General features: G+C 71.4%; 23 protein-coding genes. 11 read left to right on the plus strand and 12 right to left on the minus strand.

Annotated elements, in window-relative coordinates; genetic code table 11:
* Positions 1–12: 12 nt before the first annotated feature.
* The 3 genes from C4V41_RS55955 to C4V41_RS61400 form a co-directional block, all read right to left on the minus strand.
* A complete protein-coding gene (locus C4V41_RS55955; protein WP_103964231.1) occupies positions 13–1,662 on the minus strand; it encodes an L-lactate permease in 1,650 nt (549 codons plus the stop codon).
* A gap of 117 nt (positions 1,663–1,779) precedes the next feature.
* The gene (locus C4V41_RS55960) at positions 1,780–1,968 is read right to left on the minus strand and encodes a 2-hydroxymuconate tautomerase (protein WP_103964232.1); all 189 of its coding nucleotides are present in this window, start codon (positions 1,966–1,968) and stop codon (positions 1,780–1,782) included.
* Positions 1,969–1,982: 14 nt separating this feature from the next.
* A complete protein-coding gene (locus C4V41_RS61400; RefSeq protein ID WP_146104209.1) occupies positions 1,983–4,355 on the minus strand; it encodes an aldehyde dehydrogenase family protein in 2,373 nt (790 codons plus the stop codon).
* Between the two features lie 173 nt (positions 4,356–4,528).
* Here C4V41_RS61400 and C4V41_RS55970 point away from each other — a divergent pair, with 173 nt between their 5' ends.
* Positions 4,529–5,260, plus strand: a complete 732-nt coding sequence (locus tag C4V41_RS55970; RefSeq protein WP_103964233.1) for a GntR family transcriptional regulator — start codon at positions 4,529–4,531, stop codon at positions 5,258–5,260.
* Positions 5,261–5,286: 26 nt separating this feature from the next.
* Here C4V41_RS55970 and C4V41_RS55975 read toward each other — a convergent pair whose 3' ends face one another.
* Genes C4V41_RS55975 through C4V41_RS55985 form a run of 3 tightly spaced genes read right to left on the minus strand, consistent with a single transcriptional unit; the run spans position 5,287 to position 8,032 of the window.
* A complete protein-coding gene (locus C4V41_RS55975) occupies positions 5,287–6,060 on the minus strand; it encodes a neutral zinc metallopeptidase (protein WP_160150751.1) in 774 nt (257 codons plus the stop codon).
* A gap of 29 nt (positions 6,061–6,089) precedes the next feature.
* Entirely contained in the window at positions 6,090–6,773 is a 684-nt protein-coding gene (locus C4V41_RS55980) for a response regulator (protein WP_103964235.1), read from the minus strand.
* On the minus strand, positions 6,770–8,032 hold the full coding sequence (locus C4V41_RS55985) for a sensor histidine kinase (protein ID WP_103964236.1): 1,263 nt from the start codon (positions 8,030–8,032) through the stop codon (positions 6,770–6,772). The genes C4V41_RS55980 and C4V41_RS55985 overlap by 4 nt, the downstream gene beginning before the upstream one ends.
* A 149-nt stretch (positions 8,033–8,181) precedes the next feature.
* Here C4V41_RS55985 and C4V41_RS55990 point away from each other — a divergent pair, with 149 nt between their 5' ends.
* Positions 8,182–8,907 carry a TetR/AcrR family transcriptional regulator gene (locus C4V41_RS55990; protein ID WP_160150752.1) on the plus strand — a complete coding sequence of 242 codons (726 nt, stop codon included), beginning with the start codon at positions 8,182–8,184 and terminating at the stop codon, positions 8,905–8,907.
* Positions 8,908–8,913: 6 nt separating this feature from the next.
* Here the strand turns inward: C4V41_RS55990 and C4V41_RS55995 are convergent, their stop codons facing one another.
* The 3 genes from C4V41_RS55995 to C4V41_RS56005 are packed head-to-tail and all read right to left on the minus strand — an operon-like array spanning position 8,914 to position 10,845.
* Positions 8,914–9,492 (minus strand): hypothetical protein, encoded by a 579-nt coding sequence (locus tag C4V41_RS55995; RefSeq protein ID WP_103964238.1) that lies wholly within the window; start codon positions 9,490–9,492, stop codon positions 8,914–8,916.
* Positions 9,493–9,511: 19 nt separating this feature from the next.
* Positions 9,512–10,456: an ABC transporter ATP-binding protein gene (locus C4V41_RS56000; protein ID WP_235031010.1), complete on the minus strand. Its 945-nt coding sequence runs from the start codon at positions 10,454–10,456 to the stop codon at positions 9,512–9,514.
* Positions 10,453–10,845 carry a GntR family transcriptional regulator gene (locus tag C4V41_RS56005; protein WP_103964240.1) on the minus strand — a complete coding sequence of 131 codons (393 nt, stop codon included), beginning with the start codon at positions 10,843–10,845 and terminating at the stop codon, positions 10,453–10,455. Before C4V41_RS56005 ends, C4V41_RS56000 begins: the two co-directional genes overlap by 4 nt.
* Before the next feature lie 158 nt (positions 10,846–11,003).
* Between C4V41_RS56005 and C4V41_RS56010 the strand changes: the two genes are divergently transcribed.
* Genes C4V41_RS56010 through C4V41_RS56020 form a run of 3 tightly spaced genes read left to right on the plus strand, consistent with a single transcriptional unit; the run spans position 11,004 to position 13,293 of the window.
* Positions 11,004–12,194, plus strand: a complete 1,191-nt coding sequence (locus tag C4V41_RS56010) for a cytochrome P450 (RefSeq protein WP_103964241.1) — start codon at positions 11,004–11,006, stop codon at positions 12,192–12,194.
* A 60-nt stretch (positions 12,195–12,254) separates the two neighbouring features.
* On the plus strand, positions 12,255–12,794 hold the full coding sequence (locus C4V41_RS56015) for a MarR family winged helix-turn-helix transcriptional regulator (RefSeq protein ID WP_103964242.1): 540 nt from the start codon (positions 12,255–12,257) through the stop codon (positions 12,792–12,794).
* Between the two features lies 1 nt (position 12,795).
* Positions 12,796–13,293 (plus strand): hypothetical protein, encoded by a 498-nt coding sequence (locus tag C4V41_RS56020; RefSeq protein WP_103964243.1) that lies wholly within the window; start codon positions 12,796–12,798, stop codon positions 13,291–13,293.
* A gap of 78 nt (positions 13,294–13,371) precedes the next feature.
* Here the strand turns inward: C4V41_RS56020 and C4V41_RS56025 are convergent, their stop codons facing one another.
* A complete protein-coding gene (locus tag C4V41_RS56025; RefSeq protein ID WP_160150753.1) occupies positions 13,372–14,148 on the minus strand; it encodes an SDR family oxidoreductase in 777 nt (258 codons plus the stop codon).
* A 107-nt stretch (positions 14,149–14,255) separates the two neighbouring features.
* On the opposite strand from C4V41_RS56025, the gene C4V41_RS62550 reads away from it, so the two are divergent.
* Positions 14,256–18,755: an nSTAND1 domain-containing NTPase gene (locus C4V41_RS62550; protein WP_160150754.1), complete on the plus strand. Its 4,500-nt coding sequence runs from the start codon at positions 14,256–14,258 to the stop codon at positions 18,753–18,755.
* A gap of 98 nt (positions 18,756–18,853) precedes the next feature.
* On the opposite strand, the gene C4V41_RS62555 is transcribed toward C4V41_RS62550, so the two are convergent.
* Positions 18,854–19,024 carry a hypothetical protein gene (locus tag C4V41_RS62555; RefSeq protein ID WP_160150755.1) on the minus strand — a complete coding sequence of 57 codons (171 nt, stop codon included), beginning with the start codon at positions 19,022–19,024 and terminating at the stop codon, positions 18,854–18,856.
* A 66-nt stretch (positions 19,025–19,090) separates the two neighbouring features.
* On the opposite strand from C4V41_RS62555, the gene C4V41_RS56035 reads away from it, so the two are divergent.
* The 4 genes from C4V41_RS56035 to C4V41_RS56050 all read left to right on the plus strand — a co-directional run bounded on the left by C4V41_RS56035 (position 19,091) and on the right by C4V41_RS56050 (position 22,197).
* On the plus strand, positions 19,091–19,930 hold the full coding sequence (locus C4V41_RS56035; RefSeq protein WP_200824940.1) for a helix-turn-helix domain-containing protein: 840 nt from the start codon (positions 19,091–19,093) through the stop codon (positions 19,928–19,930).
* Positions 19,931–19,996: 66 nt separating this feature from the next.
* Complete coding sequence (locus C4V41_RS56040; protein WP_103964247.1) at positions 19,997–20,578, plus strand: dihydrofolate reductase family protein; 582 nt, start codon at positions 19,997–19,999, stop codon at positions 20,576–20,578.
* 279 nt (positions 20,579–20,857) lie between these two features.
* On the plus strand, positions 20,858–21,169 hold the full coding sequence (locus C4V41_RS56045; protein ID WP_103964248.1) for an FAD-dependent oxidoreductase: 312 nt from the start codon (positions 20,858–20,860) through the stop codon (positions 21,167–21,169).
* Positions 21,170–21,270: 101 nt separating this feature from the next.
* Positions 21,271–22,197: a glucosyl-3-phosphoglycerate synthase gene (locus C4V41_RS56050; RefSeq protein ID WP_103964249.1), complete on the plus strand. Its 927-nt coding sequence runs from the start codon at positions 21,271–21,273 to the stop codon at positions 22,195–22,197.
* A gap of 42 nt (positions 22,198–22,239) precedes the next feature.
* Here the strand turns inward: C4V41_RS56050 and C4V41_RS56055 are convergent, their stop codons facing one another.
* On the minus strand, positions 22,240–22,812 hold the full coding sequence (locus C4V41_RS56055; RefSeq protein WP_103964272.1) for a TetR/AcrR family transcriptional regulator: 573 nt from the start codon (positions 22,810–22,812) through the stop codon (positions 22,240–22,242).
* 86 nt (positions 22,813–22,898) lie between these two features.
* Here C4V41_RS56055 and C4V41_RS56060 point away from each other — a divergent pair, with 86 nt between their 5' ends.
* The gene (locus tag C4V41_RS56060) at positions 22,899–24,167 is read left to right on the plus strand and encodes an MFS transporter (protein ID WP_103964250.1); all 1,269 of its coding nucleotides are present in this window, start codon (positions 22,899–22,901) and stop codon (positions 24,165–24,167) included.
* Positions 24,168–24,170: the final 3 nt, after the last annotated feature.

Raw genomic sequence — 24,170 nt, forward strand, 5'->3', positions numbered from 1 at the left:
TTTTCTCCGAATCTAGGGAAGCATCCAGCCCAGGACGGGCGTGGACTGCAGGAAGACGAGCAGGGCGATCACCAGCAGCAGGGCCAGGCTGTAGCCGATGACCTTGCGGAAGATGTCGCCCTCCCTGCCCTGGAGGCCGACCACGGCGGCGGCGATCGCGAGGCTCTGCGGGGAGATCATCTTGCCGACGACGCCGCCCGAGGAGTTGGCCGCGGCCATGAGCTCGGGCGACAGCCCGGTCTGCTGCGCCGCCGCCACCTGGACGGCGCCGAACAGGGCGTTGGAGGAGTTGTCCGAGCCGGTGATCGCCACGCCGAGCCAGCCTATGACCGGCGAGAAGAAGGCGAACACCCCGCCCAGGGTGGCCAGGCCGCGGCCGAGCGAGCCGGTCTGGCCGGACAGGTTCATCACGTACGCGAGCGCCAGCACGCACAGGACGCAGACGATCGTCCAGGTCAGCTGCTTGACGGTGGTCGCGTAGATGCTCGCGGCCCGGTCCGGCGGCACCTTCAGCATCAGGGTGGTGATCACCCCGGCCACGAACAGCAGCGTGCCGGCGGCGGGCAGGAAGTTGAACGAGAAGACGGTGGCCACGGGGTTGCCCGCCGGCCCCGTGATGGCCAGCCCCGGCCAGGCGAACTCGATCGCCACCGAGCCGAGCGCGCTCTTGACGGCCGAGAACTGGGCGACGACGAAGATGGCGATCACGACGGCGTACGGCAGGTAGGCCAGGATCACGTTCCTGCGGGTGTCACGTTCCCCGCGGGCCAGCATGGCGGCCTCCTCCTCGGCGCTGCCGGCGCCGGAGCCGCCCGCCATCACGGGGGTGGACGACACGCTCAGCGGCTCCCGGGGCCGCCAGACCCGCAGGAACGCCACCAGGAAGACGGCGCAGGACAGCGCGGCGCCGATGTCGGCCAGCTCGACGGAGATGAAGTTGGAGAAGACGAACTGACCGGCGCCGAAGGCCAGGCCGGCGACGAGCGCGGCGGGCCAGACGGCCCGGACGCCGCGGCGGCCGTCCACGAGGAAGACCAGGACGAGAGGGACGAACACGGCGACGATCGAGGTCTGCCGCCCGGCGATCGCGCCGAGCGTGTCGAAGTCGAGCCCGGTGACCTTGGACAGGGTGGTGATCGGCACCGACAGCGCCCCGAAGGCGACCGGCGCGGTGTTGGCCACCAGGGAGGCGACGGCGGCGCGGAAGGGCGGCAGGCCGAGCGCGATGAGCATGACCGCGCTGATCGCGACCGGGGTGCCGGCGCCGGCCAGCGCCTCAAGGAGCGCGCCGAAGGCGAAGGCGATGATGATGACCTGGATGCGCTGGTCGTCGCTGACCCCGGCGAACGAGCGCCGCAGCACGGCGAAGTGGCCGGTCGACTCGGTGAGTTTGAAGATCCACAGTGCGTTGACGAGGATCCAGATGACGGTCAGGAAACTCGACGCCGCGCCGTAGCCGGCCGCGCCCAGGGTCTGGGTGATCGGCATGCCGTACACGGCGAACGCGATCACGATCGACACGGCCAGCGCCGTCATGCCCGCCCACTGGGCCTTCCACCGGAAGACGCCGAGCAGGACGAACAGGACGACGAGCGGGATGGCGGCGACGAGGGCGGACAGCCCGAGCCGCCCGAGGACGGGGTCGAAGATCTGCTGGTACACGTACGCCCCTCAAAGGGATCAGGATGGCTCCGGCCGGCCCGCGGGCGAGCCGGCCGGGCCGGTGAAATGGGAGGTGAAGCGCGGCAATCCCCCGATGCCACTGAAAAGGGCGGGCCGTCAGGCCTTGTCCGAGACGAGCTCGCCGCCCAGGGCGAGCCGGTCGGGCTCGATCTCGTTGAACTGGACGCGTACGAGGTGGCGTGGCGCGCCGAGCACGTCGACCACGGCGTCCGTGACCACCCGGGCGAACGCGGCCCGCTGGGCGGAGGTCCGTCCCGTCAGGATTTCGACGGTGATGTTGGGCATGGTGAACCGTCCGATCAGGTGGTGACGATCGCGTCGTCGGCGCCGATCAGCGCGAGGACGACGGCCGTGTCGAGGAGCAGCGCCGGGATCAGGCGCCGCCGGAAGAGGGCGAGGATGGCCGCGACGTCCGGATGCGCCGGCTCGATCACCGGTACGGGCAGGGTGGCCGCGGCGGCCTCGGCGTCGGCCAGCACCTGGTCGCGGGCGGCGGCGTACTCGGGACCGCGGGCGATCGGCCCGAGCCGCCGCCACACCTCGATCATGAGGTCAGGGCGGTTGCCGAGCGCGCGGTAGTAGCTCAGCACGCGGGGGTGATCGTGCACGGCGCGGATCTCCTCGTAGACCCGGGCCAGCTCGTCGCCGGGCGGGGTCCCGTCCGGCACGATGGTGTACGCCTGCGGCGAGACACCTCGCGGACCGGGGTCGGCACCGGGCTCGAACGGGGTGGCGCCGGCGGTGAGCCCCCGATACCAGCACGACGTGAGCAGCAGCAGTTGCGGCAGCAACCGATGGAACGTGGTCGTGTAGCGCCGGATCTCGTCGAGGTCGCCGGTGATCTCCTGTGCCTTGGGCAGCAGGCCGGACGGCACGCCCAGCCCGGCCGCGGCCGCCTTGAACTCAGGTGAGCCGATGACCGGCTTGAAGTGGTCCCAGGCCGGCACGAGGTAGCCGGGATGACTGGCCAGCGCCTGGAAGACGGGGCTGACGAAGGGCACGCCCAGATAGCCGGGCACCTCGCCGAGCACCCGGGCGGCGGCCTCGGTGAGGGCGGGCTTGGCCGGCAGGGTGGGCAGCAGGACGGCGCCGCGCGCGGCGTCGTCGCGTTCCGTGGTGATGATCGGCTCCAAGGTCGGTACGCCCGCCACCGTCCTGGTGACGCGCAGCGGATTGGCATCGCGCAGAGGCGGGGGGAGGTGGCTCTGCGGGGTGTTCTGGTAGGCGACCGGGCGCAGGAACCTGAAGATCCCGTTGGTTCCGACCGAGGTGGTGGCGGCGTTCGTGGTCGCCGGGTACGGGCCGCCGTGGTGCATCGCGTCGGTGACGGCCACGCCGGTCGGCCAGCCGTTCCACACCAGGCGGCCGACCCGGGTGGTCAGTTCGGTGGTCAGCTCGGTGGCCAACTGGTGGCCGTCGTCGGCCGCCCCGAGGTGGATGGTGGCGGTGAGGTGCCCGTCGAACGACCGGGCGGCCTCCGGCAGGTCGCCCGGCTCGCCGTACCTGACGACGACGCCGAACGGGCCGAACCGCTCCTCGCCGAGCACCGGATCGCTCAGGTACGTGGCCACATCGGTCTCGACCAGGCCGGCGGGAGACCTGAAGCCTTCGCCCGGGTTGGCGGTGCCCTCGCCGTGAGGCGTGCCGCCGCCGGCGACCAGGTGCACGCCGGGCCGCCCGGCCACCTCCGCGACGCCCTCGGCCAGCCGCCGCCACATCGGCTCGTTGAGCATGACTCCGGGCGGCCGCGCCTCGACACGTTCGGCGGCCCGTGCCACGAACCGGTCGCCGGCCTCGCCCAGCGGCACGAAGACCACGCCCGGCTTGGTGCAGAGCTGGCCGTTGGAGCTGGTCAGGGAGTCGATGAAGGCGTCGGCGAGGTCGTCGCCGAGCGCCCCCGGGAGGATGAAGACCGGGTTGAGGCTGCCCATCTCGGCGTACACCGGGATCGGGCGCGGGCGCGCCGCCGCCAGGTCGAAGATCGCCCGCCCGCCGGACGGCGAGCCGGTGAAGGCCACGGCCGCGATCTCCGGCGCGGTCACCAGGTCCCGCGCGAGGCCGAGGCCGCTCGCCTGGAGCAGGTGGAACACGCCGTCCGGGGCGCCGGTCGCGGCCACCGCGCCGTGCACGATCGCGGCGGTCAGCTCCGCGGTCTCGGGGTGGGAGGGATGCCCCTTGACGATCACCGGGCAGCCGGCCGCCAGCGCGGCGGCGGTGTCCGTGCCCGCGACGCTGAACGCGAACGGAAAGTTGCTCGCCGCGAAGACGGCGACCGGCCCGAGCGGCACGTTGACGCGCCGGACGTCGGGCGCGGCGGTGGTCGCCGGGTCGATCACCGCGCCCAGGTGCCCGCCCCGCTCGATCATGTGCGCGAACTGGGTGAGCTGGAACGCGGTCCGCTCGACCTCGCCGGTCAGGCGCGGCAGGGGTAGCCCGGTCTCGGCCTCGGCGACCGCGACGAGCTCGGCCCGGCGGGCGATCAGGTCATCGGCGATCCGCCGGAGCAGGGCGGCGCGCGGGGCCGGGTCGAACCCGCTCCAGGCGGGGAACGCCGCGGCCGCCCCGGAGAGCGCCTTGGCCAGATCGGCGGGCGTCGCGTCGGTGAACCGGCGCCGCTCGGCCCCGGTCCGTGGGTCGATCGACGAGAAGCTCTTCATGCTGCCTTGTTGCATGCCGGGTAGGATACAAACTTGGATCCAAAGTACTCAAGAGGGTGTTTCATCACCGTTTCGCATCCATCGCACCGGCCGGCACTACGCGGTGCGATCCGCTGATTTCGGGAACGGGGCACGTTCTGGAAGAATCACGAGTTCGAGCACAACCTGGCAGGCGGACCGGAGGAACGATGGCCGAGCGGCCCGGGACGGCGGGTGCGAAGGTCGCGGCACGGCAGCGAAGGCCGCGCGCGGGCAGTGGTGAGTCACTGGGCGACCAGGCCTACGCCCACATCCGGGGCGCGATCCTCCAGGGCCGATACCGTCCCAACCAGCGGTTGCCCGAAGACGAGCTGGCGACGGAGCTGAGCAGCAGCCGCACTCCGGTGCGCGTCGCCCTGATGCGCCTGGTCGACCAGGGGCTGGTCATCCGCGAGCGGCAGGGCTGGGTGGTGCGCGAGCACACGCCCGACGAGATCCGCGAGATCTACGAGGTGCGCTGCGCGCTGGAGTCCATGGCCACCGGCCTGGCCGCCGTGCGAGCCACCGACGAGCAACTGGCCACGATCGCCGCGTTCTACGACGGGGACATCGAGGAGTTCGTCAGCCGGCCGCGGGCCGAGCTGGGGCGGATGAACCGCGACTTCCACCACACGATCGTCCAGGCGTCCGGCAACGGCCGGCTGCTCGGTGAGTGGCTGCGCAACCGCGACTTCGGCATCACGTACAACATGGCCGTGCTGTTCACCAGGGACGAGGTCGTCACCTGCGTCGAGGGCCACTGGCGCATCGTCGAGGCCCTGTCACGCCGCGATCGGGCGGAGGCGGAGCGGCAGGCGCGTATCCACGTCGAGGACGTCCAGGCCGCGTCGAGCCGCCGCCTCGACGACCTGCAGGCGGCCGGGGGGCTCTACCAGGCCTGAGCCCGCCCGGCCAGGTCAATCCGTCGTCAGGCGACCTTGGACGACGGGGCCGTCCAGGTGTTGCACGCGCGCGGGGACGCCGCGTCGAAGCCCCTGTCGAGCCAGGCGGCGATGCTCTTGTTCGTGCCGTGGCTACGGATCGACGCCGCCTCCTCGTCGCTTTCCCGCGTGAGGTCCAGCAGGAACTCCCAGTCCTCCTCGGTGCGATCCAGGGAGCCCCAGACACCGCCGATGATCGCCCCGCCCAGGCACTCCGCCTGGAGTTCCTCGCGGCGGGACTGCTCGTCGAACTCCTTCTCGTTGCGGTAGGTGATCTCGTCGTTGGCGTCGCTGATCCCGGTGAGCCCCTGCACGTGGTGTCCGAACTCGTGCGCGGCCACGTTGAAGAGGTACAGGTCGGTGGGGTCTTCGAGCACGACCTTGTCCAGCAGCACGAGGAAGCGCCGCTCGGAGGGGCAGTAGACGCCCGCGGCATCGTCCCACGAGGAGCCGCAGAACTTGCGCGGCTTGGTGATGAACCCGATCTTGGCGGGGGTGAAGGGCAGGCCCGCCCGCTTGAAGTGCGCGCCCCACGACCGGTTGAGGCAGCCCAGTATCGCGGTCAGGTATCGCTTGGCGGACGCCACGTCGTTCCGCTGGACGCTCGGCTCATGGCACTTGCTCTTCCGCAGGTCGCCCGTTTTGTACAGCTTGTTCGCGGTCAGCGTGCTGTCACGGATGGGGTAGGCCGAGGCGTTCGCGGTGCCGGATAACAGCAGGCAAGCGAGCGTGAACGCCGCGGCGATGGGAGCAAAACGCATGATCCGCATCCTATGGTGACGGACGGGCGTCATGCGGGCGACGGGGTCTCCTGGCCGGGTGTGACGAGACCGGACTCGTAGGCGAGCGCCACCGCCTGCGCGCGACTTCTCAGGTTGAGCTTCGTCATGGCGCGGTTGAGGTGGGTCTTGACGGTGGCGTCGCTGACGGACAGGCGCGTGGCGATCTCGGTGTTGGACAGCGCGTGGCCGACCAGCTTGAGCACCTCGGACTCGCGGGCCGTGAGGGTGTCCAGCTCGGGGGAGGGCTGAGGGGCGGCCGGGCCGGGGCGGTGGGTGTAGGCCTCGATCAGGCGCCGGCTGACGCTGGGGGCGAAGAGCATGTCGCCGGCGGCGATGGTGCGGATGGCGGCGATGAGCCGTTCCGGCGGGGTGTCCTTGAGAAGGAACCCCGAGGCGCCGACGCGCAGGGCGTTGTAGACGTACTCGTCGAGGTCGAAGGTCGTCAGGATGAGCACCTTGGGCCGGTGGCCGGTGTCCGCGGACAGGATGCGCTCGGTCGCGGTGACGCCGTTCATGCCGGGCATCCTGATGTCCATGAGGATCACGTCGGGGCGGGTCGCCGCCGCCACGGCGACGGACTCCGCGCCGGTCGCGGCCTCTCCGACGACGTCGAGGTCGGGTACGGCGCGGATCAGCGCCGCCAGGCCGGCCCGGATGAGGACCTGGTCGTCGACGACGAGTACCTTGATCATGTATGCGGTTCACCATGCGGGTCGGCGGGCGGATCGTGGCCGCCCGGAGGAGACAGGGGCAGGGTGACCACGACCTCGAACCCACCCGACGGTTTCGTTCCGGCCGTGACCGTTCCCTTGTAGAGCTTGACGCGTTCGCGCATCCCGATCAAGCCGTGGCCGTCCCTCTGTGACACGGGCACGGCTTCGGCGGCGCCCCTGCCGTCGTCGGTGACGCGTAATGTCAGCTCGGCGCCGTAGATGAGGGAGATCCACGCGGTCGCCTGGCCGGCGTGTTTCAGCACGTTGGTGAGGCATTCCTGAACGACCCGGTACGCACACAGATCGACCCCGGGCGGCAGCGGGCGTACCGATCCGGTGATCGACAGGTGCACGGGCAGACCGGCCGCGCGCACCCGTTCCACCAGCTGTTCGAGACGCTGCAGGCCGGGAACCGGGTCGTAGCCCTCCTCCGGGTCGTCGCCCCCTTCGTCGCCCGCCTCGACGCGCAGGACGGACAGCAGCCGCCTCATCTCGCCCATGGCCTCGCTGCCGGTGTCGGAGATGGTGGCGAGCGCGCCGCGCGCGGTGGCGGGGTCGGAGCCGAAGACGTACCCGGCGAGCCCGGCCTGGATCAGGATGACCGACATGTGGTGGGCGACCACGTCGTGCAGCTCGCGGGCGATGCGCAGCCGCTCCTCGGTGACGGCGCGCCGCGCCCTGTCCTCCTGCTCCTGGCGCAGCCGTTCGGTGAGGTGGGCCAGCCGCTTGTTGCGCTCGACCAGCATCCGCGTGCTGTTGCCGAACGTCCAGGCGACGGCGATCATGATGCTGCCCTGCACGATGTTCGGCCAGACGAAGTCGGCCGGGCCGAGGAACGCCGCGTGCCACCAGGAGGCCGCCGCCGGCAGCACGCACGGGACCGACACCGCCGGGGACCTGTGGGCGGCCACGGTGTAGACCGCCAGCAGCGCTCCGACCTCGTTGATCCGAGGGTCGTAACCGGCCGCGTGGAAGACGACCGCCGCGCCGCAGGAGATCACCAGCACGGCGATCGGCGCCCGCCGCCGCCACGCCAGGACGAGGTTGACCAGCAGTGTCAGCCCCGCGCCCGTGGCGTCCATGGGGCGCGGCGTGTAGCCGAGCTCGGCCGGGCTGCCGGAGAGGGCGAATCCGAATCCGAGGGTGGTGCCGGCGATCACCACGCTGAAGAGCAGATCGACGATGAACGGATGGATCACGGCGAGTCGTCTCAGCGACGACAACACCTTTGCGCGCATCAGCGCAGCCTAGCCGCCGTCGACGACGGCCCTCATCCTCTGTGGGGATGACGGCGCCTACGACTCGGGCGGTATACGCGCGGCGATGTACCGCAGGGGTTTACCCCGGCCGGCGCGTCGCGTGGATCGGCCCGGATACCCTGTCCGACGTGAACCAGTTGGTCGAACTCCACTCGCGCAAGGCCGCCCGCATCCTGGACAGCGCTCGCGAGCTGGTGCTCGACCACGGCGTGGGCAAGGTCACCGTGAGCGAGATCAGCCGGGCGGCCGGAGTCGGCAAGGGCACCGTCTACCTCTACTGGCCCAGCAAGGAAGACCTCATCCGCGGGCTGTTCGCCCGTGACCTGCTCACTCTCCTGGAAGAGATGATCGGCCGGATCACCGCCGATCCCGCCACCGTCCGGCCGCGCCGCCTGGCGCCGCTGCTGGTGCGTACCGGGCTGAAACTCCCGCTGGCGCGCCGCATGCGGAGCGGCGACGCCGAGGTGCCGCGGCTGCTCATGCAGAACGCCGGCGATCGGGAGCTGTTCGCCCGCACCAAGCCCGCCGCCATGTGCGACACCGTCGTGCCGATCCTGCACCGGCACGGCCTGATCCGCGACGACCGGCCCCTGGCCGCTCTGGCGTATTCTCTGCACGCCCTGCTCAACGGGTTCGCCCTCGCCATCTACGAGCCCGCCGAGGCGCCGTCAGGGGTCGACGACCCGGACACGGTGCTCGCCGACACCGTGGCCCTGCTGGTCGAACCCCTCGACGAGCCCGCCGAGGCGGCCGTCGCCGCGGCCGCCGAGGAGACCCTCGCCGTCTTCCGCGAGGTCCGCGACGCCGTGCTGGACTTCATCGACCGCGGCCAGACCCCCGAACACGTGCGCTGACGGCCTTCAGATACGAGGCCGCAGCGTACGCCGGAACAGTGCCCCGGCGGCCAGGCCGAGCAGGAACGCGGCCAGCCACCACGCCGCCGGAAGGATGCCGACCAGACGGAAGATCCTCGAGTTGAGGAAGTTCACGGGGGCGCCGGGGATGTCGAAGACGGTCAGCCACACGTTCACGAGGACACCCAGCGTCAGCCCGCCGAGCGTGACCGCGGCGGCCAGGCCGCCGACCTTCACCAGCAGCCAGCGGCGGCGCGTCACCGACTGGGTCCAGGTCAGCTGATGCGTGCCCCGCTTGAACTCGCGGGCCAGCAGCGGAGCGCCCCAGAAGGCGCCGATCAGCGCGGGGGCGAGCAGCGGCAGCCAGCCGATGAGCTCACTCATGGCCCACATCCACTCCATCATCCCCAGGCGGTAGCGGGTGCACGCGTTCGTCTCCGCCACGCAGCCGGCCCGCGGGGCGTGTTCGGCGGCGAAGCCGGCCGCGCCCAGGCCGTTGGCGAGCAGGGCGATGCCCACGGCGGCCAGCAGCAGCGCGGTGACCAGCACCTGCGTACGATGCTGGCGCCAGGTAAGCCACAACACTTCTTCGTCTCCTTGGCGTTCAGGACAGGGCGAGGGCCGGGCGGGGCAGCGCGGCGTCGTCGGGACTGCGCAGGTAGGCGACCACCAGCTCCTCCAGGGTCACGCCGCGGGCACTCCATCGCGGGTCGTGCGACGGCGTCCGCCCGTCGGTGCGGACCAGCAGCGTGGCCTGCCGGTCGCTGCGGCTTTCGCTGATCACCGGCATTCTGGCCGCCACCCCGTCGGCGAGCCCGGCCGGGCCCGACAGCACGTGGTGGGCGGCGAGCAGGTCGTCGATGTCGCCGCTGACCTGGACCTGCCCGCGGTTGAGCAGCACGAGCCAGTCGCAGGTGTCCTTCAGGTCGGGCACCACGTGGGAGGACAGCACGACGGTCATCCCGGTCTCGACGACCGCCGCCATCAGGGAGCTCATGACATCGTGCCGGGCCGCCGGATCGAGGTTGGCCAGCGGTTCGTCCATGACCAGCAGGTCGGGCCGCTTGGCCACCGCGACGGTCAGCGCGACCTGGGCCTGCTGGCCGCCGGAGAGCGTGCCAACCTTGCGATTGAGCGGGATGTCCAGGTCCGCGAGCCGTTCGCGGGCGAGGTCGTCGTCCCAGCCCGGGTTGAGGTGCCGGCCGAAGCGGAGCATCTCGGTCACGGTGAAGCCGTCGTAGAGGGGTTTGTCCTGCGCCAGGAACGACACGCGGGCGAGGGCCGCCGCCGACTGCCTGATCGGCTCGCCGAACACGCGCACGCTGCCCCGCGTGGGCGTGACCAGGCCGACGGCCAGGCGCAGGAAGGTGGACTTGCCAGCGCCGTTCGGCCCGACCAGCGCGACCACCCGGCCGGCGGGAATGGACAGCGAACAGTCGCGCAGCGCCCACGTGCGCCGGTAGCGCACGCCGAGCCCGGTCGTCTCCAGAGCGCTGTCGCCGTACGTCCGCGCGATCGGCGTCCCCGTCATGCCGTCTGTCCCCGTCATGCCGTCTCCTCCCGGAAGGATTGGTTGAGCACGGAGGCGATCAGCGCCTCGAGGTCTTCTTGTCCGAGCCCCGCCTCACGGCCGTTCCGCACCCACTGGGTGAGGTCGTGGCGGAGCCGTACGTACTCCGATGGGGGAGCGCCGCCCAGCGAGCGCTGGACGAACGTGCCCATCCCGGGCCGGCCGACGACCAGGCCCTCGTGTTCCAGCTCCCGATAGGCCTTGTGCACGGTGTTGGGGTTGATCGCGAGCTTGGTGACGACCTCTTTGATCGTCGGCAGCCGGTCTCCCGGCATGAGCAGGCCGAGCCGCAGGGCGTGCTTGACCTGCTGCGCGATCTGCAGGTAGGTCGCCACGCCTGAGCCCGGGTCGAGGTGAAGGTCGATCATCTTCATACCCTTTTACTATGAGAATAGGAAAAGGGTAGAAGTGCCCGCGATCTTCGTCAACTCGGGGCGTTCCCTCCGGGCTTGAGGCTTTTCGCCTGCCCGGCTCTGGCGGGGGCCGGAAAAGTCTCCGGGGCCCGTACAGCGACAGGCTTGAGGTCATGAGCTTCCCGATGTTCTCCATGACCCGTGCCGCCGGATGCCCCTTCGACCCGCCGCCGGAGCTGACGTGCGGCGGCGAGCCGGTCTCGCGCGTGCGGCTCTGGGACGGCGGCACCGCGTGGCTGGTCACCGGCCATGCCGACGTACGCGCCCTGCTCGCCGATCCGCGCGCCGGCGTCGACGTCTCCCAGCCCGGTTTCCCGCACACCAACGCGGTGAGCAAGGCCCGCGACGCGCAGATGAAGACGTTGATGCAGATGGACCCGCCCGAGCACACCACCCACCGGCGCCGCCTGATCGCGGACTTCACGGTCAGGAGGATCGAGGCGCTGCGGCCCGGGATCCAGCGGATCGTCGACGACCTCATCGACGGCCTGCTCGCCGGGCCGAACCCGGCCGACCTGGTGGAGGCGTTCGCGCTGCCGGTTCCCTCGCTGGTCATCTGCGAACTGCTGGGCGTGCCCTACGCCGACCGCGCCTTCTTCCAGCGCGTGGCCGGCGAACTCGTCATGGACGAGGGCGATCCGGCGCGGGCGATGGCCGCCAGCGAGGAACTGAACGACTACCTGGAGAGGCTGGTGGAGCTGAAGAGCGCCGAACCGGGCGACGACGTCCTCAGCAGGCTGGCCGTGGAGCAGTACCGGACCGGCGCGATGACCCGGAGCGAGATCGCCACGATGGGCCAGCTCCTGCTGGTGGCCGGGCACGACACCACCGCCAACATGATCGCGCTCGGCACGGCCGTGCTGCTGGCCCATCCGGATCAGCTGCGCGCCATCCGCGACGGCTCCGCCGTGGTGGCCGTCGCCGTCGAGGAACTGCTGCGCTACCTGGCCGTCACCCACACCGAGGCCCGCCGCGTCGCACGCGAGGATCTCGTGATCGGCGGCCGGCTCATCCGTGAGGGTGAGGGCATCATCGCGGTGAAGAGCACCGCCAACCGGGACCCCGCCGCCTTTCCCGACCCGGACGCGCTCGATGTCCATCGTGGGGCGCGCCACCACCTCGCCTTCGGCTTCGGCGCCCACCAGTGCCTGGGCCAGGCGCTGGCCCGGGTGGAACTCCAGGTCGTGTTCGGCACGCTCTTCCGTCGCGTCCCCACGCTGGCGCGTGCTGTGGCGCCGGAGGAGCTGGTGTTCAAGGAGAAGGCTGTCTTCTACGGACTGCGCGAACTGCCGGTCACCTGGTAGGAGGCGCACGACATATCCCGACTTGACAGGCTCGGCCGAATCGTTATCGTCGATAACGTTATGGCTTTTAACGAATTCGATCGGCTGAGCCGGTCGACCGGGTTCCTGCTGGCCTGGGTGGCGGCGGACGGCGGCGAGCGGTACGCCAAGGAGCTGGCCACCTTCGGGCTCAAGGCCCACCACGTGGGTGTCCTGACCCTGCTCCAGGACGGGCCGCTGCCGCAGTCCCGGCTCAGTGAGCGGCTGGGCGTGTTCAAGCCCGTCATGGTGACGCTCCTGCGGGACCTGGAGGGGATGGGCCTGGTGCGACGCCACGCCCACCCCACCGACGGGCGCGCGCTGGAGGTCCATCTGCTGCCGGCCGGACGGGAGCGCCTTGAGGTCGTCGAGGAGGCCGGCCGGCGCCTCTCCGACGAGTTCTTCGCCCCGCTCACGCCGGAGGAACGGCTAACGCTCCACGAACTGCTCACCAAACTCGCCGAACCCGAACCCGAACCCGGGGCCGGGGCCGAACCCGAACCCGGGGCCGGGGCCGAACCCGAACCCGGGGCCGGGGCCGAAGCTGGGGCTGGGGCCGAAGTTGAAGCCGGAGGGGATTGACATGCGACCGTCACTGCAGTTGAAGCTGACCCTGGCCGCCGTGCTCGGCATGGCGTACTGGCTGTTCGGCAACCTGTACGAGGCGGTGGTCTTCTCGCCGAACTGGGTCCGCGACAGTCCGGCCCAGATCGCCCGGCTCGACGGGTTCTTCAGTGTCACCAGCGCCACCGTGTACTTCGTGCCGCTCACCCAGCTCGCCCTGGTGCTGGTGTGGGTGCTCTGGTGGCGCAACCGCGACGGCGACCTGGCCCGCGATCACCGGCGGGCCGGCATCGCCGCCATCGTGCTGGCCGTGCTGAACGCCTACATCGTGGCGACCGTGCTCCCGAGGCTGTTCGGCGCCGGCGCGCTCCCCGAGGGTCTCAACGCGGCGGCCTGGCAGTGGAACGTCCTCAACGTCGTGCGCATGGTGCTCACCGCGACGACCGCGTACTACCTGTTTGCCGCGTTCAGGAAGCTGGACCGAAGGTCCGGTCAGCTGGATCGCGGGTCGGGCTAGCTGGATCGCGGGTCCGGTTTGCTGGGTCGGGGTCGGGTCGGTTGGATCGTGGGCCCGTTGGCTGGGTTGGCCGGCTGGTCAGGTGAACAGTTGGCCGGCGTTGACGTCGATCGTGGCCCCGGTGATGGCCTTGGCGTGGTCGGAGGCGAGGTAGAGGACGGCGCGGGCCACGTCCTCCTCCGTGGCGATCCGGCGCAGTGCCATCGCGGACACGTCGCGGGCGAGGATCTCCTCGAAGGTCACGCCCTCCGCCGCCGCCCGGGCGCGCATCCACTCGTTCAGCGTCTCGCTGGCGATCCAGCCGGGCGCGACGCAGTTCACCCGCACCCCATACGGCCCCAGTTCGTCGGCCAGGCAGTGCGACAGCAGGTGCGCGGCGGCCTTCCCGGCGGCGTAGTCGCTGCGCCCCGCGTAACCCGTACGGGAGGACAGTGAGGTGATGTTGACGATCGAGCCCGAGCCCCGGGACACCATGTGCGGCGCGATGAACCGGCAGGCCAGCAGCGTGCCGTAGCCGCCCGTCTCGACGGCCCGTCGCCAGGTCTCCAGGTCGCCGTCGGACATATCGAGCACGTTCCTGCGATGCGAACCCGGGAAAGCGGCGTTGACCAGCACGTCCACCCGGCCGAACCGGTCGATCACGGTGCCGGCGAGCCGGCGTACGTCGTCGATCCTGGTCACGTCGGCGGGCACGGCCAGCGCGCCGGGCACCTCGGCGGCGATCTTCTCGACGCCGGCGGCGGTGCGGGCGGCCACGACGACCTCGGCGCCCTCCGCGCGCAGCAGCGCCGTGAGAGTCCGGCCCAGCCCAGGCCCGGCACCGGTGACGACGGCGATCTTGTCGGCCAGCAGCACGTCGTGATTGTACCAAGCGTTTGCTCGGGGCATAGTGTGACATTTCGTTACTTAGCGAGTCCCCTTCGTGATTGATTCCGCCGATCGCCGCCAGCGATATTGAAAAGGTGAGCGCTGATCCCGCGTTAGTGCGCGGCGGGGTCGTCCGGTCGGTACGGTCGGCCGCGGCGAAGATCCGCACCTGGTCGCCCCCGGTGCTGCTGGCCGTGCTGTCCGCGGGCGCGTTCACCTCGGTTCTGGGCGGGCCGGGCCTGCTGGGCGCGGGGATCGGCGCTCTCACCGCCGTCGGCGGGAACCTGCTGACCGACGTCGTGAAATCGGCCATCGACGGCATCCGCGCGAAGGGCGGGCGGCCGGAGGACGTCGAGGCCGAGCTGGTCCGGCGGATCCAGGAGGCGCTGGAGTCCGGCGGCGAACGCGCTGCCGGGCTGCGTACGGAGATCGCGGGGATGCTGCGGGAGTACGGGCTGGCCGGCGCGGCGATCGAGGCGGCCGTCCAGAGCGGCGACCGCGACCTGCAGGCGGCCCTGGCCGAAGGGCTGGCCGGGCTCGGCGCGGAGTTCGGCGAGTTCGCCTTCGTGCTTTCCGACGTCGATGACCGGCTGAGGCTGATCAGGGAGAGCGTCGACCAGCAGCGGGCGGAGCTCCAGGTGTCGGTGGGCCTGCAGTACCGGCAGGCGACCGACACCCGGCTGCTGCTGGAGCACATGGCGGTGATCGAGCGCCGCACCCGCCCGGCAGGCCAGGCCGGCGGCGCGCGGGGGCCGCGCCGGCCGGAGGGGAGCCCGTACAAGGGGCTGGCGACCTATGGGGAAGCGGACGCCGACGTGTTCTCCGGGCGCGAGGTCGTCACCGCCCAACTGGTCAGCAGGCTGTCCGGGCGGCTGTCCGGGCCGGGCCTGCTCGTGGTGACCGGCGCGTCGGGCGCGGGCAAGTCGTCGCTGCTGCGCGCCGGGCTGTTCCCGGCGATAGGCCGGGGCGATCTGTCCGAACCGGCGCGGCACTGGCCGCGCCACGTCCTGGACCAGCCCACCCGCACCCCGCTGTCCCTGCTGGCCACGCTGCTGGCGGGCCTGGCCGGGCTGGAGGTCGGGACGGTGCTCGACGCGCTGAAGCGGGCGCCCGGGGACGCGTCGCTGCTGGTCAGGCAGGCGGTGGACACCGACGCCCGGCGGCGCGGGGTCCCCGAGGAGGAGGTGGCGGGCTGCCGCCTGATCCTGGTGGTGGACCAGTTCGAGGAGGTCTTCACCGCCAAGACGGCCGCGGAGGTGGAGGAGCGGGCGGCGTTCATCGCCGCTCTGCACGCCGCCGCGACCGTGCCGGTGGGATCCGCCGGTACGCCCGCCGCGCTGGTCGTGATCGCGGTGCGCGGCGACGTGATCGACCGCTGCGCCGACCATCCGCCGCTCGTCGAGGCGTTGCAGGGGCCGTTCACCCTCGGTGCGATGACGGAGCGGGAACTGCGGGCCGCGATCACGGTGCCGGCCGACGCCGCCGGGCTGGAGGTCGAGTCGGGCCTGGTCGACACCATTCTCGGCGAGCTGCGGTCCTCGTCGGGCGGGTTCGACGCGGGCGTGCTCCCGCTGCTGTCCCAGGCGATGCTGACCGTCTGGGAGCATCGTGAAGGCGACCGCCTCACGCACCGGGGTTACGCCCTGACCGGCGGCGTGACCCACGCCGTCACGGCGAGCGCGGAGGCCGCGTACGAGAGTCTCGCCCCCGACGGCCGGGAGGTGGCCCGCCAGGCGTTCCAGCGGCTGACGGTGGTGTCGCCGGAGGCCAAGCTGGCCCGGCGCACGGTGCCTCGCGCGGCGTTGTCCGAGATGGACGAGGTGCTGGAGGTGTTCGCGAGGCGGCGGCTGATCGTCGTCGACGCCGGGTCCACGCAGATCTCCCACGACGCCCTGCTCCAGCACTGGCCCCGGCTGCGCGGCTGGCTGGAGGCCGACCTGACCGGGCACGCGCTGCGCAGCCAGTTGATCGACGACGCCGACGACTGGGAGCGCAACGGGCGGAACGCGTCGTACCTGTATCGGGGTGAGCGGCTGACCGCCGTCCTGCACGCCGAGACGCGCTGGCGGGCCGACCCTCTCACCGGCACGCCGCGCCTGTTCCTCGACGCCGGCGTACGCGCGGAGAGCCGGGGCAGGCGGCAGCGGCGTCTCACCTTCGTCACGCTGTCGGGGCTGCTCGCGGTCGCCCTCGTCTTCGGCGGGGTCGCGCTGTTCCAGGGCAGCGCGGCGCGGGAGCAGGGGGCGGCCGCGCGGGAACAGCAGCGGGTCGCCACCGCCCGGCAGCTCGTGGCGAAGGCGGAGGCGGCCCTGCACTCGGACCCCAGGACCGCGCTGACGCTCAATGTCGCCGCCTACCGGATCCACCCCGACGCCGAGACCTACGCCTCGCTGCAGACCGCGATCACCACCACGCCCTACGCCGGGCGGCTGACCGGCGTGGCGAGCGCGGTCCGCTCGGTCGACTACTCCGCCGACGGCCGCTATCTGGCCGCCGGGTTCGACTCGGGCGCGATCATGCTGTGGGACCTGCGCGATCCGCTGCGCCCCCGCCGGGTCGGCGCGCCCTTCAAGGGCTTCGAGGCCGGTGCCACGGTGCTGTTCTCTGGCGACCATCGGCTGGTCGCGGTGAGCTGGGACGGCGACGTCACGATCTGGGATCTCGCCGACCCGGAACATCCTCGCCCTCTGGGCAATCCCGTACGTGGCACGAAATATCGGGACATGGGGGCGTGGCTGTCCCCGGACGGCACCGTCCTGGCCACCTCGGCCAAGGCCGATCCCGCCCTGCGGTTCTGGGATCTGACCGATCCCACGCGCGTCCGCCCGATCGGAGGCCCGCTCACCGTCTATCCCAAGCGCGTCCAGGCGCTCGCGTTCTCCCCTGACGGCGCCACGATCGCCACGTCCGGCTCGGGCGACGACCCGGTGCTGCTCTGGGACATCGGAAAGCGCGCCGCGCTCGTCGGAAAGCGCGCCGCGCGAGCCGGGAAGCGTGAGGCGCCGCGCCGGCTCGGCCGCATCGTGCCCCGGCCACGTGATCTCGTGGACTCGCTCTCCTTCTCCGCCGACGGCAGAATCCTCGCCGCCGCCGGGATGTTCCGGGGCATCGGACTGTGGAACGTGAGCGACCCGGCCGCCCCCCGGCCCGCCCGTGATCTCCTTCGCGTGAGCATGGGGTCGAAGGTAACGTTCTCGCCCCGCGCCGCCACGCTGGCCACGACCGCGGGCCGCGACGTCGGGCTGCTCCTGTGGGACCTCTCCAACCCGGACTTTCCCTCCCGGACCGAAACGTTGATCGCCGGTCAGGACGACACGACGCTGGCGTTCTCACCGGACGGCGGCATGGTCGCCACCGGTGGCACGGGCGGCCACATCACGCTCTGGAACCTGGGACGCGCCGGGCGCCCGCGCGCTCTCGGCCCGCCCTTCGTCGGGCACCAGGGAGACCTCAAAGAGATCTACGCCCTCGACATGACCCCGGACGGCACCATGATCGCGACGGGCGGCCGGGACACCACCGTCGTGCTCTGGGACACCGCCGACCCCGCCAGGCCGCGCCGGCTCAACACCCTTCACGGGCACATGGGCGAGGGGGTCGACGCCGTGGCGTTCCGTCCCGACGGCGGTCTCCTGGCCACCGGTGACGGCCAGGAGACCGTCATCCTGTGGGACCTGGCCGACCCCGCCCGCCCGCGCCGGCTGCCGACCTCGCTCACCGGGCCCACGGACATCATCCGGAACCTGGTGTTCTCCCCGGACGGCAGGACTCTCATCGTGGCCGGAGACCAGGGCACGATCTTCTGGGACGTGAGCGTTCCCGGCCGCTCGCTGCGTCTGGCGTCCGTACTGGAAGGGGAGCGTGTGCTGAGCGTCCGGCGGGTGCGCGACGGCCGCGTGCTCGCCGTCGTCGTCGGGTCGGGCACGTACGCGACGCCCACCGCCACCGCCGTCGCCGATCCGACGCTCCCGGCCACGGCGACGAACGAGGAAGGTGCGGACTCGGGTGGGTCGGCCAAGCCCCGGACGGACGGCCCCGGGGATCCGAACGGTGCCCGGCTGTGGGACATCACCGATCCCCGGCATCCACGCCGGCTGGGCCCCGGGCTCATCGGTCACGATGCGGACGTGGCCACCGCGGCGATCTCTCCCACCGGAGACCTGCTGGCCACCGGCGACGGCAAGGGGGCGGTCATCCTCTGGGAGGGCGCCCGGCGCCTTGGCGATCCCCTCGTCGCGCACGGCACCATCAGCGCGGTCAGCCTGGAGTTCGCCCCCACCACGGACATCATGGTGACCGGCGGCATCGACCAGAACGCCTATCTGTGGGATCTCGGCAACCGCATCCTGCCCCGTCAGCTCGGCACCGCACTGTCCGACAACGTCGACACCGTCTGGCAGATGGCGTTCTCCGCCAACGGCGAGACCCTGGCCACCGCCGGCAGCCGGGGCGACGTCGTCCTGTGGGACCTGCGGCCGACGTACGAGCTGCGCCGCCACCTCGACGAGACCGCCTGCCTGGTGACCGGCGGCGGCCTGAGCAGGGAACAGTGGACCCGCTACCTGTCCGGCCTGCCCTATCAGGACGTCTGCTGATGGCCGAGCAGCGCCGCCGCGTCGGTGTAGATGCCGTGGTCGGCGGCGGCCCAGCCGATGCGCCGCTGCTCGCTCAGCCGGCGTGCCGCATCGGGTAGTCAGGACGGGATCCACGACTCCACGTACGGCACCCGCTCCACCGTGACCCGGCCGCCCACCTGGGTCAGCCGGGTTCTCAGCTCGGCGACGTCGTCGGGGCCCAGCGCCGTCTCCCGGCCGGTGGCCGGCAGGGTCACCAGCACACCGCCGGTGCCGGGGGCGGCGTGCACGACGGCCCGCCCGCCGCTGCCGCTGCCGCCGGTGCCGGGTTGGTGGGCGTCGGCGATACTGTGGGCGTGAAGTACGTGTCCAGAGTGCCGCGACCGCCGCTGGACGGGCTGATCGACGACCTTTACTACCTGGAGGGTGCGCCGCCGTACGCCCGGCTGATGCTGCCGCCGAGTCCGTCGGCGTTGTTCATCGTCAACCTCGGGGCGCCGTTCCGCATCCGTGCCGGCACCGACATCGAGCCGGCCGAGTACGCCGACGGCTGCGTGGTCACCATGCCCACCCGCGCCTTCGAGTTCGGCTATCCGCCGGGGACCCGGTCCGTCGGCGTGCACGTCAAGCCGTGGGGGCTGGCGCCGTTCCTGCCGATGCCCGCGGCCGAGCTGTGCGACCGGCCGGTGACGGTGGAGCAGGTTTGGGGCCGGCCCGCCATCGCCGAGCTGCGGGACCGGCTGGCCACGGCGGCCGGGCCGTACGAGATGTTGACGCTGCTGGAGGAGGAGCTGATGCGACGGCTGTGCGAGACCGCCGGTCTGGGGCTGGTCCGCCATACGAGCAGCGTCATCGCGGCGACCGGCGGGGCGGTGGCGATCGGCGACCTGAGCGTGGCAGCCGGTGTCAGCAGCACTCATCTGGCACAGCGGTTCAAGGAGCTCATCGGCGTCACGCCGAAGCGGCTGGCCCGCACCTACCGCTTCACCGCCACCGTGTTCGCGATCAACCCCGCCGGACCGATCGACTGGAGCGACCTCGCCGGTGGCGCGGGCTACTTCGACCAGGCCCACTTCGGCCACGAGTTCCGGGCGTTCACGGGGCTCACGCCGACCCGGTACGTCGAAGTCCGGCGGCGGTTCCTGCGCGAACATCCCGGCCACGTGCTGGACGGCTGGCCGCTGCCGGCCGATTGATTTCTTACAAGAGCGGCGGCTCACGACACGCTAATTTTGGGGCACCCCGAAGCAGAGGAGAGTCCCGTGGGCAAGGTGGTCATGTACAGCACGGTGTCGGTGGACGGCTTCATCGCGGACGAGAATGATCAGCCCGGACCGCTGTTCGACTGGTTGTCCAGCGGTGACGTCCCGTTGGACGAGAGCGGCGAGCTGAAGGTGTCGCAGACGTCCTACGACTACACCCGGCCGTACTGGGACCAGATCGGAGTGACGATCGCCGGCCGCCACGTCTTCGACATCACGGACGGCTGGGACGGGAAGCCTCCGAGCGGGATCGACCACGTGGTCGTCGTGACACACCGGCCGATGCCCGAGGGCTGGGACCCCGAGGCGCCGTTTCACTTCGTCGACGGTGTCGAGGCGGCCATGGCCAAGGCGCAGGAGCTTGCGGGTGACCGCATGGTCGAGGTCGCCGCCGGCGACGTCGGTGGCCAGATGCTTGCCGCGGGTCTGGTCGACGAGGTGCGCATGGACGTCGTACCCGTCGTGTTCGGGTCCGGCAAGCGCTACTTCGGGTCGGTCGGCGCGCAGCACCTGTTGGAGGATCCTGACGTGGTGATTCAGGGCAACCGGGTGCTTCACCTGCGTTATCGGGTGCGCCGTTGACCGATCTGAGCGGTTACGCGAAGAAGTCCACTGCGAACGGTGACACAAGATCGGGCCTCCGGCCGCGTTCACGCATCGTTGTCCCTGGACAGCCGACGCCGACGGTCTCCGTCGTATCTTGGCCGACCCCGCCCGAGCGTGGCCTCGGGACTTCCGATCCACGCGCCGCCGCCCACCCCATCAGAGCTTCTGATATCGCGGTCCTGGACTGCGCTTGGCTCGGCGGCTGGCGCTGGAGACGTCGCAGGGTGACGGCCGGCATCCCGCGCGGTCCGGCTCGTGCGGGAGGCCGACACCGCGGCCACCTTCGCGGTACGGCTGCGCTCGGCCCAGCCGTTGACGCCCTGGCGCGGCGACACGGTCACCCTGCCCGGAGACGCCGCCCACGCCATGTCGCCGGGCCGGGGCGAAGGGGCCAACGCCACTCTGCGCGACGCCCGGTCACTGGGCCGGGTCGTTACCGGCTGTGTTCGTCAGGGCACGCCTTTGGCCATCGCGAAGGGCGCATACGAGGCGGAAACGCCGGCGTACGGCAACGAGATGGTGGAGCGATCGCGCCGTCAGCCGCTGTTCGACCGCGGAAGCCGCTGAAACCGGGGGAGCCGCAGGTGAGCGCTGCGCGGCGCGGGGAACAGGAGAGGGGCACGACCCGTCACATAAGCTGACATATGGGGATTCGGGGGAGGGGTCGCATGCTGCCTGAAGTGCAGGGATGGTTGCGACGCCGTACGTCGTCCGCCCGGGACTGGCCGCTGCGGGACCTGGTGGCCGCCAAGGGGGAGACCACGGTCAGTGTCGTGCTGCCGGCCAGGGACGAGCGGGAGACCGTGGGCGAGATCGTCGGGGTGATCCGGCGTGAGCTGGACGGGCTCGTCGATGAGATCGTGGTCATCGACTCGCGCTCCGCCGACGACACGGCGCTGGTAGCGGCGCGGGCCGGGGCCAGGGTGCACGCCCAGGACGAGATCCTGCCGCAGTTCGCGCCGCTCGACGGTAAGGGGGAGGCGCTGTGGAAGTCGCTGGCGGTCACGACGGGTGATCTGGTGGTGTTCGCCGACGCCGATATCCGGAAATTTCGTGCTTCGTTGGTCTTTGGGTTGCTCGGGCCGCTGCTGGCCGACCCGACCGTGGTGTACGCCAAAGGCTGCTATGACCGCCCGCTCAACGGCGCTCCCAACGGCGGCGGCCGGGTCACGGAGCTGGTCGCCCGCCCGCTGCTCAACCTGCACTGGCCCGAACTGGCCGGTTTCGTCCAGCCGCTGGCCGGGGAATACGCGGGCCGCCGCTCGGCCCTCGAACGCGTACCGTTCCTGACCGGCTACGGCGTCGAGCTCGGGCTGCTGATCGACCTGCTCGAACTGGCCGGGCTGGACGCGTTCGCCCAGGTGGACCTGGGGTCGCGCGAGCACGCGCCACAGTCGACCGAAGCCCTCGGGGGCATGGCCTCGCAGATCATGCTGGCCGCGTGGTCACGCCTGGAACGCCAGGGCAAGATCCGTACGCGGGGCGAACCGTCGCCGTGGCTCGCGCAGTTCAGCAGAAGCGCGGACGGCCACGACGTCATAGAGCGCGACATCGGAATCGCCGAGCGCCCGCCGATGCTCACCGTGGCGGGCTGATCGCCGAGCGCCCCCCGATGCTCACCGTGGCCATACAAGCCCCTATTTAAGGCCAGTGGTGACGAAAGCCGCTATCTGATCGCGCAACGCCTCGTGGTCGTCGGCCGAATCCCCGAGGATGATGCGCCCGAGCTGCGGCATCATCGCCGGGAACATCGCCAGCCCGGTCAGCATGAACAACGTCCGCGCCGTCCCGGCCGACGGCTCCTCGCCCCGGCCCTCGGCCAGTGAGGCCACCTTGCGGCCGCAGCGCTCCACCCTGGACTCCTGGCCGGGCAGCAGCTCCTGGCCCCGGTAGTTGAGCGCTTCCCACATCAGCAGCCGCACCAGGTCGGGGTGGGTGCGGTAGTAGTCGGTCAGCCTGGCCACGTAGTCCACGGGGTCGGCGCCGGGCAGGGCGATCTGCGCGGTCAGGTCGTCGAGCGCCTCGGTGATGACCGCGTCGAACAGCTTCTCCTTGCTGCCGAAATGCCCGTAGATGCGCTCTTTGTTGACGCCGGCGCGCTCGGCGATGCGATCCACGCGGGCGCCCGCCACGCCGTACGCGGCGAACTCCTCCCGGGCGGCCTCCAGCAGGGCGGCCCTGGTGGCGGCGGTCGAGACCTTGGGTGCCATGGCGACCATCCTAGCCACCAACCGGTTGGTTGCAAACCAACCATTCAGTTGACATCCAACCAGTTGGTTGGCTAGCGTCAAACGCCATGACGCTCACTCTCCCCATCACCGAAGCCCCGCCCCGCTGGGCGCCCTTCGCCCGCACGCTGACGGCCTTCACGCTCACCGCCGTCCTGGCCAGCGGCCAGTTGTACGTCGTGATCCCGCTCCTGCACGCCATGGCCGCCGGCTGGAGCGCCCCGCCGGGCGGCCTGACGTGGCTGGTGACCGCGTTCGGCATCGGGTACGGTGTCGGTTTCCTGGTGTTCGGCCCCCTTTCCGACCGGTACGGACGCCGCCGCCTCCTGATGTTCGGGCTCCCGCTGGCCGCCGCCACCACGGCACTGGTCGCGCTGAGCCCGTCGCCGGAGGTGGCGTTCGGGCTCCGGGCGGCGCAAGGGGTGGCGGTGGCGATGTTCCCGCCGGCGGGCATGGCCTACCTGGCCGAACGGATCGAGCCCCGCCGCCGCGTGGTCGCCATCTCGGCGATCACGGGCGCGTTCCTCGCCTCGGCCGTCCTGTTGCAGGTCGCGGCCCAACTCCTGGTGGACGTGATCGGCTGGCGCGGCCTGTTCCTGCTCTCGGCCACCGGTTTCCTGGGGGCCACCTTCGCCGTACGGGCCGTCATGCAGCCCGACCACTTGCCCGAACCGCCGCGCGGCCACCTGCCCGAACCGCCGCGCGACCGCCGGCCCGGCCGGTCGGACGATCAGCGGTCCGACCTGGGGCGCGACCGGCGTCGCGAGAGTGCCGGTTCCCTGCTGTCGGCCTACCGGCCGGTGCCCCGGCTGCTGTTCAACCGGGTGCTGTCCCTGCGTTACCTGGCCACGACCGTGCTGCTGGCCGGTTTCGTGGCCGTCTACACCGGCCTGCAGATCTACGGCGTGGCCTCGCCCGCCGAACTGCTCACCCTGCGCGCGGCCGGACTGCCGTCGATCGTGCTGGTGCCCCTGCTCATGCCCTGGCTGGCCAGAATCCCCACCACGACCAGGGCGGTGGCGTTCCTGACGGTCGGAGCGATCGCACTCGCCACGATCGGCCTCACCGGCACCGTCGCCCTCGTGCTCCTGCTCGCCCTCTACGTGGCCGCCATCACCGGCGGCCTGCCCAGCATGAACGAGTCCATCTCCGCCGGTGCCGGACAGGCGCGCGGGACGGCGCTCGCGCTGTTCTCCTTCACGCTCGCGGTCGGCGGCAGCGCGGGCCCGCAGGTGGCCGCCGCGTTCGGCGGTTTCACCCCGCTCATGTACGGCCTGGCGATCGCCATGTCCGTCGCCGCCCTGGCGGTGCTGGTCAGCACGCGGGAACGCACGTGACAC

The organism is Nonomuraea solani, from assembly GCF_900108335.1.
Lineage (GTDB): Bacteria > Actinomycetota > Actinomycetes > Streptosporangiales > Streptosporangiaceae > Nonomuraea > Nonomuraea solani.